General features: G+C 71.5%; 13 protein-coding genes. 1 reads left to right on the forward strand and 12 read right to left on the reverse strand.

Annotated elements, in window-relative coordinates:
* Positions 1 to 196: 196 nt before the first annotated feature.
* The 11 genes from AC3ET3_RS10495 to uvrC all read right to left on the reverse strand — a co-directional run bounded on the left by AC3ET3_RS10495 (position 197) and on the right by uvrC (position 14,283).
* Positions 197 to 1,462 carry an MFS transporter gene (locus tag AC3ET3_RS10495; protein WP_435612009.1) on the reverse strand — a complete coding sequence of 422 codons (1,266 nt, stop codon included), beginning with the start codon at positions 1,460 to 1,462 and terminating at the stop codon, positions 197 to 199.
* Positions 1,463 to 1,607: 145 nt separating this feature from the next.
* Positions 1,608 to 1,943: an RNA polymerase-binding protein RbpA gene (locus AC3ET3_RS10500; RefSeq protein ID WP_003957010.1), complete on the reverse strand. Its 336-nt coding sequence runs from the start codon at positions 1,941 to 1,943 to the stop codon at positions 1,608 to 1,610.
* A 197-nt stretch (positions 1,944 to 2,140) separates the two neighbouring features.
* Complete coding sequence (secG, locus tag AC3ET3_RS10505) at positions 2,141 to 2,377, reverse strand: preprotein translocase subunit SecG (protein ID WP_432136079.1); 237 nt, start codon at positions 2,375 to 2,377, stop codon at positions 2,141 to 2,143.
* Between the two features lie 135 nt (positions 2,378 to 2,512).
* A complete protein-coding gene (tpiA, locus tag AC3ET3_RS10510; protein ID WP_432156573.1) occupies positions 2,513 to 3,289 on the reverse strand; it encodes a triose-phosphate isomerase in 777 nt (258 codons plus the stop codon).
* Between the two features lie 5 nt (positions 3,290 to 3,294).
* Complete coding sequence (locus AC3ET3_RS10515; RefSeq protein ID WP_432136077.1) at positions 3,295 to 4,506, reverse strand: phosphoglycerate kinase; 1,212 nt, start codon at positions 4,504 to 4,506, stop codon at positions 3,295 to 3,297.
* Between the two features lie 136 nt (positions 4,507 to 4,642).
* The gene (gap, locus tag AC3ET3_RS10520; protein WP_432136076.1) at positions 4,643 to 5,650 is read right to left on the reverse strand and encodes a type I glyceraldehyde-3-phosphate dehydrogenase; all 1,008 of its coding nucleotides are present in this window, start codon (positions 5,648 to 5,650) and stop codon (positions 4,643 to 4,645) included.
* Between the two features lie 226 nt (positions 5,651 to 5,876).
* A complete protein-coding gene (locus AC3ET3_RS10525; RefSeq protein WP_435612010.1) occupies positions 5,877 to 8,834 on the reverse strand; it encodes a M14 family metallopeptidase in 2,958 nt (985 codons plus the stop codon).
* A 163-nt stretch (positions 8,835 to 8,997) separates the two neighbouring features.
* The gene (gene whiA / locus AC3ET3_RS10530) at positions 8,998 to 9,987 is read right to left on the reverse strand and encodes a DNA-binding protein WhiA (RefSeq protein WP_432136074.1); all 990 of its coding nucleotides are present in this window, start codon (positions 9,985 to 9,987) and stop codon (positions 8,998 to 9,000) included.
* Positions 9,978 to 11,045, reverse strand: coding sequence for a gluconeogenesis factor YvcK family protein (locus AC3ET3_RS10535; RefSeq protein WP_432136073.1), 1,068 nt, complete (start codon positions 11,043 to 11,045; stop codon positions 9,978 to 9,980). Before AC3ET3_RS10535 ends, whiA begins: the two co-directional genes overlap by 10 nt.
* On the reverse strand, positions 11,042 to 12,049 hold the full coding sequence (gene rapZ, locus AC3ET3_RS10540; RefSeq protein ID WP_432136072.1) for an RNase adapter RapZ: 1,008 nt from the start codon (positions 12,047 to 12,049) through the stop codon (positions 11,042 to 11,044). The genes AC3ET3_RS10535 and rapZ overlap by 4 nt, the downstream gene beginning before the upstream one ends.
* Positions 12,046 to 14,283: an excinuclease ABC subunit UvrC gene (gene uvrC, locus AC3ET3_RS10545; protein ID WP_435612011.1), complete on the reverse strand. Its 2,238-nt coding sequence runs from the start codon at positions 14,281 to 14,283 to the stop codon at positions 12,046 to 12,048. Before uvrC ends, rapZ begins: the two co-directional genes overlap by 4 nt.
* 582 nt (positions 14,284 to 14,865) lie before the next feature.
* Between uvrC and AC3ET3_RS10550 the strand changes: the two genes are divergently transcribed.
* Positions 14,866 to 15,774, forward strand: a complete 909-nt coding sequence (locus AC3ET3_RS10550; RefSeq protein WP_432136086.1) for a hypothetical protein — start codon at positions 14,866 to 14,868, stop codon at positions 15,772 to 15,774.
* Between the two features lie 202 nt (positions 15,775 to 15,976).
* Here the strand turns inward: AC3ET3_RS10550 and AC3ET3_RS10555 are convergent, their stop codons facing one another.
* Positions 15,977 to 16,402 carry a Rieske (2Fe-2S) protein gene (locus AC3ET3_RS10555; RefSeq protein ID WP_432156575.1) on the reverse strand — a complete coding sequence of 142 codons (426 nt, stop codon included), beginning with the start codon at positions 16,400 to 16,402 and terminating at the stop codon, positions 15,977 to 15,979.
* Between the last annotated feature and the right edge of the window lie 350 nt (positions 16,403 to 16,752).

A 16,752-nucleotide genomic window follows, 5' to 3' on the forward strand; every position in this document is an offset into this window, starting at 1 on the left:
CTGTGTAGCCGGTGCCGCGTCCCGGGTCGGCGGCGAACAACTCCCGCAGCCGCACCTCGCCGAGTTCCTCGCGGTGCTTGGCGAGGGCGGTCCACTCGGGGGTCTGGTCGAGCCTGCTACGGCCGTCTGCGTTCATGTCGGACTTCAGCCTCTTTCCTCATCTGTCCGTGCCCCGCTGCCGACCCAACCTAGTTGATCAGCGGGGGTCATGAGCCGTCGTGGGGTCATCGTGCGTGACAACGGATACGTCCGGGCGGCCCAGGGGTATCAGCGCGACGACGGACAGGGCGAGAAAGAGGGCGGCGAGGAAGGCCGGGGTGTTGCCGCCCCAGGCGGTGGCCGCGGCCCCGCCGAGCAGGGCGCCCAGTGGGGCCCCGGCGACACCGAGGGTCCGGAAGGCCGAACTGATCCGGCCGAGCATGATTTCGGGGCTGCGCTGCTGCATCAGCGTGGTGGTGTTGACGTTCCACACCATGCCCATCACCCCGAAGACCGCCATCGCGGCCACCAGGGCGGTCAGGCTGCGCACCGAGCCCATCACCACCAGGGCGCCGATCTGGACGGCCCCGGCGAGCAGTACCGAGCGCACGGCGCCGAGCCGACGGACGAGCCAGCCGTTCACCGCTCCCCCGGCCAGGTTGCCGACCGTGTAGGCGGTGGCGGCGATCACGTATCCGGTGCTGCCGGCGTCCAGCCAGCCGGTGACCAGGACCACCAGGGTGGCGATGAGGGCGCCCATGCCGACGTTGCACAGGGCGGTGGCGGCGCACAGGCCGCGCAGGGCCCGGTCGCGGCCCAGGGCACGCAGCCCCTCGGCGATCTCCCGGCGCAGGGTGCTGCCCGCCGCTCTCGGTTCGCGCTCGGGCGGCGTGGTCCGTACCGAGGCGACCAGGGCGGCGGCGAGCAGGAAGGTCGCCGCGTCCACCGCGAAGGGCGCACCCGCGCCGACGCCCAGCAGGAGGGGCACGGCGGGAGCTCCCAGCAGACCCCCCGCGATGCGCTGACCGGTCATCAGGCGGGCGTTGGCGCTGCCGAGGGCGGCGCGGTCGACCAGGGTGGGCAGCAGGGCCGTGGCGGCGTTGTCGAACAGTGTCTGCAGGGTGGTCAGGGCGAGGGCGAGCGCGATGAGCAGGCCGATCGACGCGTGCCCCAGCGCCACGGACCCCGCGAAGGCGGCGACCAGGCCCGCACGTACCGCGTCCACGGTCCACATGGCGCGACGCTGGTCGACGCGGTCGGCGACGGCACCGCCGAGCAGCCCGAACACGATCCACGGCAGGTAGCCGCAGGCCGTCACCGAGGCGATCAGCAGCGGCCGGTCGGTGAGCGTCACGGCGAGCAGCGGCAGGGCCGCCGTGCGCAGCGCGTCGCCGAAGCTGGAGAGCACGGCGGCGCTCCACAGCCGCCCGAACCCCCCGCGCCAGTCGGGCGCACTGCCTTCGGCCGCGCCGTCCGCATCCATGACTCCCCCTCGTGGTCCGCGCATGCGTCACCGATGCACGAACCGTAAAGGGCAGCACTGACAATCGGTCGGCGGCGAACCAGGGAGCGAGGTGCGGATACGCGTCCGGCCAGGAACCCGTGGGCACCCGGCCGGTCGTGAAGTCCTAGATCTCGCCGCGCAGTTTGGCGAGCGCCTCGGCGAGGATCGCCTCGCCGTCCGCGTCGCTGCGCCGCTCCCGCACGTACGCCAGGTGCGTCTTGTAGGGCTCGGTGCGCGGCGGGTCCGGCGGGTTGTCCCGGTCCTGTCCTGCCGGGAAGCCGCAGCGGGGACAGTCCCAGGTGTCGGGAACCTGCGCGTCGCTGGCGAAGCTGGGCTGCGTCTCGTGCCCGTTGGAGCACCAGAAGGAGATGCGCAGACGGGGCGCGGACTCGCCCCGCTCGGCCTCGCCCATCGGCCCCGCCCCGACCCGGCTTCCTCGGATCGCGTTGCCACTTGCCACGGTCGTAACTCCCTGCGTGATGGTGCCGCGAAGCGAGTCGGCGTTCCGCTTCGCTGCGAGCGCCTCAGTCTACGTAAGGCCCAACGCGCGTCCAGTGATTGGAGTTACAAGCCCCCCACCCCCAGACGCAAGCCCCATGATAGGCCGCGCTCCTCGGCGCGTACCCGACATGGGGCGTCACGTGCGGAAAGGAGGGATCAGTTGTTCGCCTTCATCACCAGTCCGAGGACCATGATGCACGCGAACCAGAGCAGACCGACCACGACGGTGATGCGGTCGAGGTTGCGCTCGGCGACCGAGGAGCCGCCGACGGAGGACTGCATGCCGCCACCGAACATGTCGGAGAGGCCGCCGCCCTTCCCCTTGTGCATCAGCACCAGCAGCATCAGCAGCAGGCTGAAGACGATCAGGGCGATCGAGAACCCCAAAACCACGGCTGGACCAACTTCCTCGGATACGGATGGACGACGGGGGCACAGCGTGGCTGTGCCCCCGCAAGGGTACGACGGATCGCCGCTACCGCATACTCACAGCTTGCCGGGGCGCCCGCGGGGCGCCCCGGTCTCGTGTCACTGGTCGCGGAACCGCACGATCTTGACGAACTCGTCGGCGTCCAGGGAGGCGCCGCCGACCAGCGCGCCGTCGATGTCGGCCTGCGCCATGATCTCGGCCACGTTGCCGGCCTTGACCGAGCCGCCGTACTGGATGCGGACCTGGTCGGCGACCTCCTGCGAGTACAGCTCGGCCAGCTTGCCCCGGATGGCGGCGCAGACCTCCTGGGCGTCCGCGGCGCCGCAGACCTTGCCCGTGCCGATGGCCCAGACGGGCTCGTAGGCGATCACGACGGTCGCGGCCTGGTCGGCCGGGAGGTCCTTCAGACCGCCCTCGACCTGGGCCAGGGTGTGCGGGACGGCGTTGCCGGCCTCGCGGACGTCCAGCTCCTCGCCGACGCACATGATCGGGGTGAGGCCGTGCTTGTAGGCGGCCTTGACCTTGGCGTTGACGACCTCGTCGGTCTCGGCGTGGTACTGACGGCGCTCGGAGTGCCCGATCGTCACGTAGGTGCACTTCAGCTTGGCCAGCATCGGGCCGGAGATCTCGCCGGTGTAGGCGCCGCCGTCGTGCGCCGAGATGTCCTGGGCACCGTACTTGATCTTCAGCTTGTCGTGCTCGACCAGGGTCTGCACGGAGCGCAGGTCCGTGAAGGGCGGCAGGACGGCGACCTCGACGGCCTCGTAGTCCTTGTCGGCCAGGGCGAAGGCGAGCTTCTGGGTGTGGGCGATGGCCTCGAGGTGGTTGAGGTTCATCTTCCAGTTGCCCGCCATCAGCGGCGTGCGGGTGGTCATCGGGGTCAGTCCTCCAGTGCGGCGAGGCCGGGGAGCGTCTTGCCCTCGAGGTATTCGAGAGAGGCGCCACCGCCGGTCGAGATGTGGCCGAAAGCGGCCTCGTCGAAGCCCAGGGTGCGCACGGCCGCGGCGGAGTCGCCGCCGCCGACCACGCTGAAGCCCTTGGACTCGACGAGGGCCTGGGCGACCGCCTTGGTGCCCTCGGCGTAGTCGGGGTGCTCGAAGACGCCCATGGGGCCGTTCCAGAAGACGGTCGCCGCGTCGGCGAGCTTCGAGGCGTACAGCTTGCAGGTCTCCGGGCCGATGTCCAGGCCCTGCTGGTCGGCCGGGATGGCGTCCGCGGCGACGGTGGTGGGGTGGGTCGGCGCCTTGGCCTGGAGGTCCGGGAACTCAGTGGAGACCAGGACGTCGACGGGGAGGACCAGCTCGACGCCGTTCTGCTCCGCGCGCTTCATGTACTCGGTGACGACCGGGACCTGGTCCTCCTGCAGCAGGGAGACGCCGATCTCGTAGCCCTTGGCCTTGAGGAAGGTGTACGCCATGCCGCCGCCGATGAGCAGCCGGTCGGCCTTGCCGAGGAGCTGGTCGATGACGGCCAGCTTGTCGGAGACCTTGGCGCCGCCGAGGGCGACGACGTAGGGGCGCCGGACGTCCTCGGTGAGCTTCTTCAGCACGCCGACCTCGGTGGCGATGAGGTAGCCGGCGTAGTGCGGCAGCCGGGCCGGCAGGTCGAAGACCGAGGCGTGCTTGCGGTGGACCGCGCCGAAGCCGTCGCCCACGTAGACGTCGGCGAGGGCGGCCAGGCGGTCGGCGAAAGCACCGCGCTCGGCATCGTCCTTGGAGGTCTCACCGGCGTTGAAGCGGAGGTTCTCCAGCAGGGCGACCTGGCCCTCGAAGAGGCCGGCGACGGCGTCGCGGGCCGAGTCGCCGACGGTGTCGGCCGCGAACGTGACCGCGCTGCCGAGCAGTTCACCGAGGCGGGAGGCGACGGGCGCGAGGGAGTACGCGGGGTCCGGGGCGCCCTTGGGGCGGCCGAGGTGGGAGGCGACGACGACCTTGGCGCGCGCGTCCACGAGGGCCTTGACGGTGGGCAGGACGGCGCGGATCCGGCCGTCGTCGGTGATGGTGCCGCCGTCCAGCGGCACGTTGAGGTCGGCGCGGACGAAGACCCGCTTGCCTTCCACTCCTTCGGCGAGGAGTTCGTCGATCGTCTTCATGGAAGAGGACTCCTGGTGAGGGCTTTTGCTGCTCCAGATCGTAGAGACAGCCGGTCTGCACGTGAGTCAGGGCTCGGGCGGCGCGACGGTGCGCTGCCCGAGCCCTGCTCTCACATCAGGTCGCCTGCGGGGGCGATCAGAGCTGGTTGCCGACGAAGACCGTCAGGTCGACGAGGCGGTTGGAGTAGCCCCACTCGTTGTCGTACCAGCCGATGACCTTCACGTTCTTGCCCTCCTGGACCATGGTCAGGGAGGAGTCGAAGGTGCAGGACGCCGGCGCGTTGACGATGTCGGAGGAGACGATCGGGTCCTCGGTGTACTCCAGAATGCCCTTCAGCTCGCCCTCGGCCGCCTTCTGGAAGGCGGCGTTGACCTCTTCCTTGGTGACCTCGCGGCCGAGCTCCAGGACCAGGTCGGTGACCGAGCCGGTGGGGACCGGGACGCGCATGGCCATGCCGTCCAGCTTGCCCTTGAGCTGCGGCAGGACCAGGGCGGTGGCCTTCGCGGCACCCGTGGTGGTCGGGATGATGTTCTCCGCGGCGGCGCGGGCGCGGCGCAGGTCCTTGTGCGGGAAATCCAGGATGCGCTGGTCGTTGGTGTACGCGTGGACGGTGGTCATCAGGCCCTTGACGATGCCGAAGTTCTCGTCCAGGACCTTCGCCATCGGCGCCACGCAGTTGGTGGTGCAGGAGGCGTTGGAGATGACGTGGTGGTTCGCCGGGTCGTACTTGTCCTGGTTGACGCCCATCACGATGGTGACGTCCTCGTCCTTGGCGGGTGCCGAGATGAGGACCTTCTTGGCGCCGCCGGCGATGTGCTTCTCGGCGTCGGCCTTCTTGGTGAAGATGCCGGTCGACTCGATGACGATGTCGACGCCCAGCTCGCCCCACGGGATGTCGGCGGGGTTGCGCTCGGCGAGGACCTTGATGGTCTTTCCGTCAACGGTGATGGTGTCCTCGGTGTGGGTGACCTCCTGCTTGAGGCGCCCGAGGATCGTGTCGTACTTCAGCAGGTGAGCGGTGGTCGCGGTGTCACCCAGGTCGTTGACAGCCACGATCTCGATGTCTGCACCCTGCTCCAGCAGCGCGCGGAAGTAGTTACGACCGATGCGGCCGAAGCCGTTGATGCCTACGCGGATCGTCACGAACCGATCTCCTCGTTGGTACGCCGGCCATGCGGAGCCGGCGAGCTCTGTTTGGGATGTCCCCGACCACCCACGACCCTACCTCCCTGAGGCCGTCGGGGTGACATCGAGTTGGCCCATACACGGCAGGACGGTCCGTACCCGCCAGTAGGGTACGGACCGCCCAGGCCGTTGGGCCCATTCACTCCTTTTGCCTACGTCCGGTCAGCCCTGTTGACACGTCCGGTCATCGTCCGAGCGCGTCCAGTGCTCGCTTGAGCAGGGCGTTGCGGTCGGCCGCCGAGGTGACGTGCTCCAGGCCGAAGCCCAGCAGCACGGTGTCCCGCGTGGTGACCGCGCCGTACGTCTGGAACAGGGTGCCGGTGCGGGCCCAGTCCTTCAGGACGGCCGGACTGCCCGCGGGCGGACCTGCCGCACGCCAGGCGCCGAGCGAGGACTCGAAGCCCTCGGTCTCGGTGGCCGTGCCCCCGACCACGAGCGCGGCGTCGTCGACGAGGACGCCGTGCCCGCCGCTGCCGGGGTCGGTGACGTAGCTGATCGAGACCTCGACCGTCCGGCCCGCGTAGGCGCTGAGGTCGAAGGCCACCGGCTGCCAGCCGCTGGAGGCGCCGGTCAGGGCGTGCCAGGACCCGGTGCTGCCGGTCGCGGTGCACTCGGTGCCGGCCAGCGTCAGATAGTGCCGCAGCCAGGGGTGGCCGGCGATGTAGAAACCGGCCCCGCACTCCTCCGGCACGGCGGTGGACGTGGCTCCGCCGACCTCGGGAAGGGTGGTCCAGTCATCCGCGCCGACGGTGTGCGCCTCGACCACCGCGTTGTCGTAGCCGGGCTCGGTGTCCCAGAGCATCTGGGCCCGCAGGGCCGGCTGCTGCGCGGCGGCGACACCGGTGAGGTCGATGGTGCGGGTGAGACGCTTGTAGGCGTTGTCGGTGTGCACGGCGGCGGCCATCGCGGAGCCCGCGTACGGCCCGTACGGGTTGACGGTCCCGGCGAACCGTCCGGCGCCGGCGCTCGCGAACTGCGGGTAGGTGGCGGCGGGCAGTTCGTCCGAGGTGACGCTGTAGGCGCCGGCCTTGTCCAGCGGGTTGCCGGGGGCCGCGCCGAGCGGTCCGTCCGCTCCGAGCAGCTCGCCGGAGCCGGTGAAACCGGTGGCGCCGGGCGTGGCCGTACGGGAGTAGGCGCCCAGGTAGTACTGGCTGAAGTCGTTCGACGGGGTGCCGTCGCCCAGGTCGACGCTGCCGCCGGCCAGCTCACCGGCCTCGATCAGCCTGCCGCCCTCGTTGAGGAAGGCGCGCAACTGCAGTTGGGTCGGGTTGCCGGGGGCGCTCGCGCCCGTGTAGTGGACGACGGTGTCGAAGTGGCCCAGAACGCCGAGGGCGTCGGGCGCGCCCCGGGTCGCGACGTCCCAGACGACCGCCCTGTGCCCGGCCGCCTTCAGCGCGTCGACGTAGACCGCGGCCTGCGCGGCGGGCGCGCCCTCCTCGGCGACGACGAGGACGTCCGCGCGCGGCCGTTCGGCGACGGCGTAGGTGAAGTGCCGGCTGGAGACCTTCTTGCCGTGCCTGGTCTCGCCGGTGAACCACACCTCGACCTCGTCGCCCGGCTCGCCGTCCTCGACCTTGGCCCGGTACTCGTCGAAGTAGAGGTTGTCGTCGCCGCCGTAGGTCTCGCCGCCCCGCCAGGGCCGCAGCGCCATGTCCAGGACACGGCCGCCGTTGACGCGGTACTTCAGCTCCTTGTCACGCACCGACCTGCGTGCGACGACGGAGACCTCCTGGTCGGCGCCGCGCGAGTAGGAGGTGGTGAACGGCGCCGGGGTGAAGTCGGCGGCCCTCAGGCCGACCGCGGACGAGGGGGTGTCCGGGTGCCGGGCGGTCTCGGCGACGGACAGCGCGAACGGGATGTTCTTCTGGAACTCCTGCTGGATCAGCTTCTCGTCGTCCGGGAAGTTGAAGACCGACTGGCAGTCGGCCGCGTTCCACCGGTCGTTCGGGTCGAGGTCCGAGGCGGTCTGGCAGGTCGACATCTCGGGGGTGAACATCGCGATGCCGTTGACGTTGGCCGCGTGGCCGTCCGCCTCGCCGTTGGTGGTGTAGAGCTCCGAGGAGACCTGCGGGTGGTAGCCGGGGACCGCCGGGTTGTCGGGCGTGCCGGCGAGTGCCTTGTACAGGACGTCGTCGGGGGTGTCCGTGGCGACCTGCCAGCCGACGCCGTAGAGGAGGAGTTCGGCGGCGGAGTGGTAGTTGATGGCGTACCGGAAGCCGATGCGCCGCTCGAACGCGTCCAGTGCCCGGGTCTCCGGCTCGGACGCCGGGCCCGGACCGCGGTAGGTCTGGCTCGCCGGGTCGGGGGACGAACCCTCGTCGTCGTAGGCCCACTTGTAGGCGAAGTTGCGGTTGAGGTCGACGCCGTCGCCGGTGGACAGCACGCCGTCGCCGTTGTTGTCCCGCAGGTTCTTGCGCCACAGGCGGGTGGTGGAGTCCTGGAAGGTGTAGTCGTAACCGTCGGGGTTGGCCGAGATCACGAACCACAGCTCGGTGGTGTCGACGAGCCTCTTGATGCGTTTGTCGGTCTTGTAGTTGTCGATGTAGTGGTGCATCAGCCGCCGGGTCATCTCCGGGGTGATCCACTCGCGCGCGTGCTGGTTGGACAGGTACAGCACGGCCGGTTTGGAGCCGTCCTCCGCCCTGCGCGCGTTCTTGGTGAGCTTCAGGGCGAGGATGTCCTGGCCCTTGACCGTCTTGCCGATGGAGACGACCTTGGTGAGGCCGGGGTTCTCCCGGCCGGTGCGCAGGATCTCCTCCTTGAGGCCGCCGCTGCCGCCGTACGGGCGGAACACCCCGTCGGCGGCGGCCTCCAGGCGGTTCTCGGCCTTCGCGGTGAGGGTGTGCTCCGTGAGGTCGACGCCCTGTTTCTCCAACTGCTTCGCCTGGCCGTCGGTGAGATAGACCTCCACGGTGGCCTCGCCCCGGTCGGGCACCACCTCGCCGAGTTCGTGGGCGTCCTGACCGGCCGCCAGGAGCAGGGGCACCTGCTTCTTGGTGACGTCGGCCCGGAAGACCTTGACCTCGCCCCCGTCCCGCTCGGGAGCCGGGCCGCCGGTCTGCGCCTGGGCGACGGGCGCCAGGCTCGCGCCGCCGATCAGGAGCGCGCCGACAGCCAGGGCCGATCTCGCTGTATGTCTCATGAACCCCCCTGTAGTGGGTCCGCCACAGCAGCGAACAGATGCCAGGCTCATGACACTTCATGATCGAGTCAAGGGCGCCTCCCGGACGCCGAAGCGCCGGAGTGGTCACTCGAAAGAGTGGCCACTCCGGCGCTTTGACGGGCGGTCAGCCCACGGCGGGGCGTCAGCCGGCGAGGTTGTCGGCGAACTCCTCGGAGAGGTTGGCCTCCGTGCCCGGGATGCCGAGATCGGCGGCGCGCTTGTCGGCCATGGCCAGCAGCCGGCGAATACGCCCGGCCACCGCGTCCTTGGTGAGCGGCGGATCGGCGAGCGCGCCCAGCTCCTCCAGGGACGCCTGCTTGTGGTCCATGCGCAGCCGGCCGGCCGCGGCGAGGTGCTCGGGGACGTCGTCGCCGAGGATCTCCAGGGCCCGCTGCACCCGGGCACCGGCGGCGACCGCGGCCCGCGCCGAGCGGCGCAGGTTGGCGTCGTCGAAGTTGGCGAGACGGTTCGCCGTGGCGCGCACCTCGCGGCGCATCCGGCGCTCCTCCCACGCCAGCACCGACTCATGGGCGCCCAGCCGGGTGAGCAGCGCGCCGATGGCGTCGCCGTCGCGGACCACCACCCGGTCGACGCCGCGCACCTCGCGGGCCTTTGCGGCGATGGAGAGCCGGCGTGCGGCGCCGACCAGGGCGAGCGCGGCCTCGGGTCCGGGGCAGGTCACCTCCAGCGAGGAGGAGCGGCCCGGCTCGGTGAGCGAGCCGTGCGCCAGGAAGGCCCCGCGCCAAGCGGCCTCCGCGTCACAGGTGGCCCCGGAGACGACCTGCGGCGGCAGCCCGCGGATCGGACGGCCGCGGCCGTCCACCAGACCGGTCTGGCGGGCCAGCTGGTCGCCGCCGGCGACGACCCGCACGACGAAGCGCGAGCCGCGCCGCAGGCCGCCGGGTGCCATCACGATCAGCTCCGAGCTGTGGCCGAAGATCTCCAGGATGTCCCGCTTGAGCCGGCGGGCCGCCATCGCCGTGTCCAGCTCCGCCTCGATCACGATGCGCCCGCTCACCAGGTGAAGGCCGCCGGCGAACCGCAGGACGGCGGATACCTCCGCCTTTCTGCAGCAGGTCCGGGTGACGGGGAGCCGGGAGATCTCGTCCTTCACCGCTGCCGTCATCGCCATGGGCCGATCCTTCCATGCATCCGAAAAATACGGTCGTACGCGGCGGCCAGCAGCTCCGGATCATGCCGCGGAGTTCCGTCGGGCCGGGCCACGGGCGCCAGCTCCACCGCGCCCCCGAACCGTTTGGCGGCGTCGGTCAGCAGGTCGCGGTCGGGCACGGCGGCCTCGTCGGCCAGCACCACGTCCAGGGCGAGTTTAGGGGCGTGTCGCCCCAAAACCTCCAAATGACGCTGCGGGGAGAAGCCGTCGGTTTCCCCCGGCTGCGGCGCGAGGTTCAGCGAGAGCACCCTACGTGCCTTGGTCTCCACCAGGGCGTCGAGCAGCTCCGGCACGAGCAGGTGCGGGATGACCGAGGAGAACCAGGAGCCGGGCCCGAGCACCACCCAGTCGGCGTCCAGCACCGCGGCGACCGCCTCCGGGACGGCGGGCGGGTCGTGCGGCACCAGGTGCACGGACTGCACCTCGCCGGGGGTGAGGGCGACCGTCGCCTGTCCCCGGACGATGTCGACGTCCTCCGGCCGCGCCGGGTCGTGGCCCTTGACCAGGGCCTGCAGCTCCAGCGGTACGGCGGACATGGGCAGCACGCGCCCGTGCGCGCCCAGCAGCTTGCCGACCAGGTCGAGGGCCTGGACGTGGTCGCCGAGCTGTTCCCACAGGGCGACGATCAGAAGGTTGCCCACCGCGTGGCCGTTGATGTCGCCCTGGGACTGGAAACGGTGCTGGATGACGCGGGACCAGGTCTGGCCCCAGTCGTCGTCACCGCACAGCGCGGCCAGCGCCTTGCGCAGGTCGCCGGGCGGCAGCACCCCCAGTTCGTCCCGGAGCCGGCCGCTGGATCCGCCGTCGTCGGCCACGGTGACGACGGCGGTGAGGTCGCCGGTGATCCGGCGCAGCGCGGCGAGCGAGGCGGACAGCCCCATGCCGCCGCCGAGGGCGACGACCTTGGGCTGGGTTCCGCGGCGGCGCGGTCTGCCGCCGCGGGCCTCGGCAGGCCTGCCTGCGCGCCCTTCGGGCACCACCCTGCGCAGGCGGCCCAGCCGCGGAGTGCGTCCTGTCATTCCCGTCCCATGTCCCGGTGGACGACCACCGTCTCCACACCCTCGGCCGCGAGGCGCGCGGCGAGCTTCTCCGACATCGCGACGGACCGGTGTTTGCCGCCCGTACACCCGACGGCGATGGTCACGTAACGCTTGCCCTCCCGACGGTAGCCCGCGGCGATCAGCTGCAGAAGCTCCGCGTACCGGTCGAGGAACTCCTTCGCGCCGGGCTGGTTGAAGACGTACGCCGCGACCTCGTCGTTCAGGCCGGTGTAGGGGCGCAGCTCCGGGACCCAGTGCGGATTGGGCAGGAAGCGCATGTCGACGACCAGGTCGGCGTCGACCGGCAGGCCGTACTTGAAGCCGAAGGACATCACGGTGGCCCGCAGCTCGGGCTCCTCCTCGCCGGCGAACTGGGCGTCCATCTTGGCGCGCAGTTCGTGCACGTTGAGGCTGGAGGTGTCGATCACCAGGTCCGCGTCGCCACGCAACTCGCGCAGCAGCTCCCGCTCGGCGGCGATGCCGTCCACGATGCGGCCGTCGCCCTGGAGGGGGTGCGGTCGGCGCACCGACTCGAAGCGGCGCACCAGGGCGTCGTCGGACGACTCCAGGAAGACGATGCGCCGGGTGACGTGCTTGGCCTCCAGGTCGGCCAGGGACTCGCGGAGGTTGTCGAAGAAGCGCCTGCCGCGGACGTCCACGACGACCGCGATCCGCGCCACGTTGCCCTGGGAGCGTGCGCCGAGTTCCACCATGGTGGGGATCAGGGCGGGCGGCAGGTTGTCGACGACGAACCAGCCGAGGTCCTCCAGGCACTTGGCGGCCGTGGACCGGCCCGCTCCGGACATGCCGGAGATGATCACCAGCTCTGGAATGGCGGCCTCCGGAATTCCGGGGGGAGGCGTGCTCTCCGTACTCACCTGTGCTCCGTCGTCGTGGTGTGCGGGGGGCTCTGGGCCCTCGGGGCCCGGCTGCGCGTGTGCGGGATCTCGCTGTGCTGTGGGCTGCTGCTCGTGCTCTGTCATGTCTCCTGCCCCCGTCGTTCCTCCGGGGCTCCGGCCGTCACCGGTTCCCCGCGGGAACCCGCCGTCGTCTCGGGTTCCTCGTCTTCAATGATCTCTCCGGTCGCCGTGTTCACGGCGGGGCCGCCCGGGGTGGCCCCGGCCAGGGCCGCCGCGATGGTCTCGGCCGTCTTGCGGCCTATGCCGGGGACCTCGCAGATCTGCTCGACCGTCGCCGCCCGCAGCCGCTTCACCGAGCCGAAGTGCTTGATCAGCGCCTGCTTGCGGGCTTCGCCCAGGCCCGGTACGTCGTCCAGGGGGCCGGTGCGCAGCCGCTTGGCGCGTTTGGCGCGCTGGTAGGTGATCGCGAACCGGTGCGCCTCGTCACGCACCCGCTGCAGCAGGTACAGGCCCTCGCTGGTGCGGGGCAGCACGACCGGGTCGTCGTCGTCCGGGAGCCACACCTCCTCCAGACGCTTGGCGAGGCCGCAGACGGCGACGTCGTCGATGCCCAGTTCGTCGAGCGCCCGCCGCGCGGCCGCCACCTGGGGCCGGCCGCCGTCCACGACGACGAGTTGGGGCGGGTAGGCGAACTTCCGGGGGCGGCCGTCGTCGTCCTTGAGCGAGTCGAGCGGGCCCGGTGAGTCGGGTGAGGTGGGAGGGCCTACGGATACGTCGCCGTCCACGGCGTGGCGGGGGGAGGCCGCGTCGACGGGGGCGCCGGTTGCTTGGGGGTCGTCCGTCCCGACGGCGTCGGGGGCGGCGCCGGTTGCGTGGGCGGCGTCCGTCCCGACGGCGTCGGCAGGGGGGCCCGCGTCGGTGGGGGCGCTGCGGCCGTCGGCCCACTCCCCCGTGCGCTCCTTGTCGGCGAGGTACCGCTTGAAGCGGCGGGTGATCACCTCGTGCAGGGAACGGACGTCGTCCTGGCCCTCGAAGCCCTTGATCTGGAAGCGGCGGTACTCGCTCTTGCGGGCCAGGCCGTCCTCGAAGACGACCATGGACGCGACCACGTCGTCGCCCTGGAGGTGTGAGACGTCGTAGCACTCGATGCGCAACGGGGCGCTGTCCAGGTCGAGGGCGTCGGCGATCTCCTCCAGCGCACGCGAGCGCGTGGTCAGGTCGGAGGCGCGCTTGGTCTTGTGCAGGACGAGGGCCTGCTGGGCGTTGCGCTCCACCGTCTCCATGAGCGCGCGCTTGTCGCCGCGCTGCGGGACGCGCAGGGAGACACCCGAGCCGCGGCGGCCGGTGAGCCATTCCTGGACGGGCTCGACCGGGTCGGGCAGGGCGGGGACGAGGACCTCCTTGGGCACCGCGTCGCCGGTCTCCTCGCCGTAGAGCTGCTGCAGCGCGTGCTCGACGAGGTCGCCGGTGGTGACGGCCTCCACCTTGTCGGTGACCCAGCCGCGCTGCCCGCGCACCCGTCCGCCGCGGACGTGGAAGATCTGGACGGCCGCCTCCAGCTCGTCCTCGGCGACGGCGATCAGGTCGGCGTCGGTCGCGTCGGCGAGCACCACCGCGTTCTTCTCCATGGCCTTCTTCAACGCGTCGATGTCGTCGCGCAGGCGGGCGGCCCGCTCGTACTCCATCTCCTCGGCCGCCTCCCTCATCCGCCCTTCCAGACGGCGGAGGTAGGTGCCGGTGCGGCCGGTCATGAAGTCGCAGAATTCGTCGGCCAGTTCGCGGTGCTCCTCGGCCGACACCCGGTCCACGCAGGGGGCGGAGCACTTGCCGATGTAGCCGAGCAGGCAGGGCCGGCCCGTACGGGCGGCGTTCTTGAAGACACCGGCGGAGCAGGTCCGCACCGGGAAGACGCGCAACAGCAGGTCGACGGTGTCGCGGATGGCCCACGCGTGCGCGTACGGCCCGAAGTACCGGACGCCCTTCTTCTTGTGGCCGCGCATCACCTGGACACGGGGAAACTCCTCGTTCATCGTCACCGCGAGGTACGGGTAGCTCTTGTCGTCGCGGTACTTGACGTTGAACCGGGGGTCGTACTCCTTGATCCAGGAGTACTCCAGCTGCAGCGCTTCGACCTCCGTGGACACCACCGTCCACTCCACGGACGCGGCGGTGGTCACCATGGTGCGCGTCCGTGGGTGCAGGCCGGCCAGGTCCTGGAAGTAGTTCGCCAGGCGCTGGCGCAGGCTCTTCGCCTTCCCGACGTAGATCACCCGGCGGTGCTCGTCACGGAACCGGTACACCCCGGGAGAGTCCGGGATGTCTCCCGGCCTGGGGCGGTAGCTGGAGGGATCGGCCATGTCTCACACCCTACTGGCGCACTGTGACACTCCGGGGGCCGAGGACGACGGGTCCGGCAGTGTCCGGGCGTACCGGAGGCGGTCCGACTCGGCCAAGCACGGGCGGGCGCCGTGCGCCAGGTGTTGTCGCGGTCTGGTCAACGCGCTTCAATGCGGGGGAACTCGGGGCCGTGAACGACGCCGCACGGAGAGTGAACGGCCGGGCGTCCACGGGGGCGGGCCCCGGCACATCCACGGGAAACGGCCTGACCAGCCGTTGTGAGCTTTCACAGAGAGGCCCCCTGCATGCTGCATGCCACACAGCACGCGGACACCGCCGCGCGCACCGGCGCGATCGTCGGCGCGGACACCTGCCCGGACACCGGCGCGAACGGTTCTTCGTACGCCGGCTCGGACGGCCTCGGCGACCGCATCGCGGCCGCCGGCGTGCACGACGGCGTCGGCGGCTTGGGCGCCTGCGACGACGGCGTGGGCGACAGCAGGGACGTGGGCGACGGCGGGAACGCAGGTGGGGGCGCGGGCGACGGCGGGGAGGTCAGTGGGGGCGGTGCCGGGGAGGACGCGGGTGCCGGAGATGCGGGACTGGCGGCGGCTCTGCGGGGCGGGCCCTTCCACGTCGCGCTGCGCGCGGCCATAGCCGCCCGGGGGTTGCCCCTCCAACGCGTCCAGCACCATCTCTCACGCCAGGGCATCACGGTGGGAGTGACGAGCCTCAGCTACTGGCAGCAGGGCGCCCGACGCCCACAGCGCCCCGAGTCGCTGCGGGCCGTACGCGCGCTGGAGGAGATCCTGCGTCTGCCGGAGGAGTCACTGATCCGCCTGCTCTCGGAGGCGTCCGACGACATGGCGGGTACCGGTCGGCGGGCCGTCCGCTCCTACCGCTCCCACCTGGCGGCGTCCGACATCCTGCGGAAACTGGTCGCCGACCTCGGCATGCCCCTCGACGGCGGTCTGCACATGCTCGCCCACCACGAGCGCGTGCGCGTCGGCGCGCACCGCGAACTGCTGGGCCGCGAGGCGCACCACATCGTGCGCGCCGCCCGCGACGGCGTCGACCGCTTCGTGGCCGTGCACCAGGGCGACCCCGGGTGCGCGCCCGAGCGCATGGCGGTGCACGCGCTGGAGAACTGCCGCGTCGGACGTGTCCGGCGCCACCACGAGACCGGCATCCTCGTCACCGAACTGCTCTTCGACACCCGGCTGCGCTGCGGCGACACCTATCTGTTCCGCCACGGCGTCGAGGACGGCACGGCGGGTGTCTCGCACGAATACGTGAGAGGCTTCGGGCCGCTGGGCGGCCAGTACGCACTCCAGATCGCGTTCGACGCGCGTGCCCTGCCCGTGCGCTGCCACCGCTTCACCCAGCACTCGGCGGCGGCCCCGCGCGGCGGCCGCCAGGAACTGCCGCTGAGCCACCGCCACCACTGCGTCCACCTCGTCGAGCCCCGCGTGCGCACGCGCATGGTGGGAATCAGCTGGGACTGGGACTGAACGGACCCGCCCCACCGGCACGAACGCCGGCGCGGACGTCGGCACGAACGCCGGCGCCCTGTCCGCCCGGAGACCGCCCGACAGCCGCGCCGCCTGCCCGGCCGGACCCTGGCTCCAACGCCGGTGCCCCCGCCGTCCCGCCCGCGTCCGCCGCCCCTTGCACCGGTCGGGCGGGCGCCGGTCGAGCGCCGGTCAGATCCGGTCAGGCGCCCGGGCCCGCGATCAGCTTGCCGTTCTCCGCCTTGACGGAGAGCTTGGGCAGGCCCACGGAGGCCGGTCCCCGCAGCACCTCGCCGGTCGCCGCGTCGAACTCACTGCCGTGGCACGGGCAGATCAGCTTCTCCCCGTCGAGCTTGTTGATGGCGCACCCGGCGTGCGTACACACCGAGCTGTACGCGCTCAGGGCGCCGTCGCCGGCCCGGCTGACCACCACGTTGTGGTCGCGGTAGAGCCGGGCGTCGCCGGGCGAGAGCTCGCTCGCCGACCCCAGTTCCACCGGCGCCGTGGGCGTGGCCGCCTCGGTCGTACCGCCCAGGGGTGAGCAGGCGGCCGCTGCCGTCCCGGCGACGGGCGTGAGAGCCGCCCCTCGCAGAACGGTGCGGCGGGTCGCGGAGGGTCGGCCGGGCATGAGGGACTCCACTGTCGGGGCGCGGTGCGGGCGGTCACGCACACGCGGTGCGGGCGGTCACGCACACGCGGTGCGGGCGGTCACGCGCACGATACCGCCGGGGTCCGGGTGGGGTTGCGGCGGGTTGCAGCGGGTTGCGGCGGGTTGGGTGGACGTAAGTGTCTATGGGGGTGCAGCGCTCACGCAGACTTCAGACGTCAGCGGCTGCCGCAAACGCGGGCGTAAACGCGTGCGTAAACGCGTGCGTAAACGTTTGCGCATGCGCTTGCGTAAGCGTTTACGAGCAACCTCTGGATGCGATAGCTTGCCGACCGTACGCGGGTCACCGCTCGGCGCCCACCACCGACCGT

Source organism: Streptomyces sp. bgisy159, from assembly GCF_057707805.1.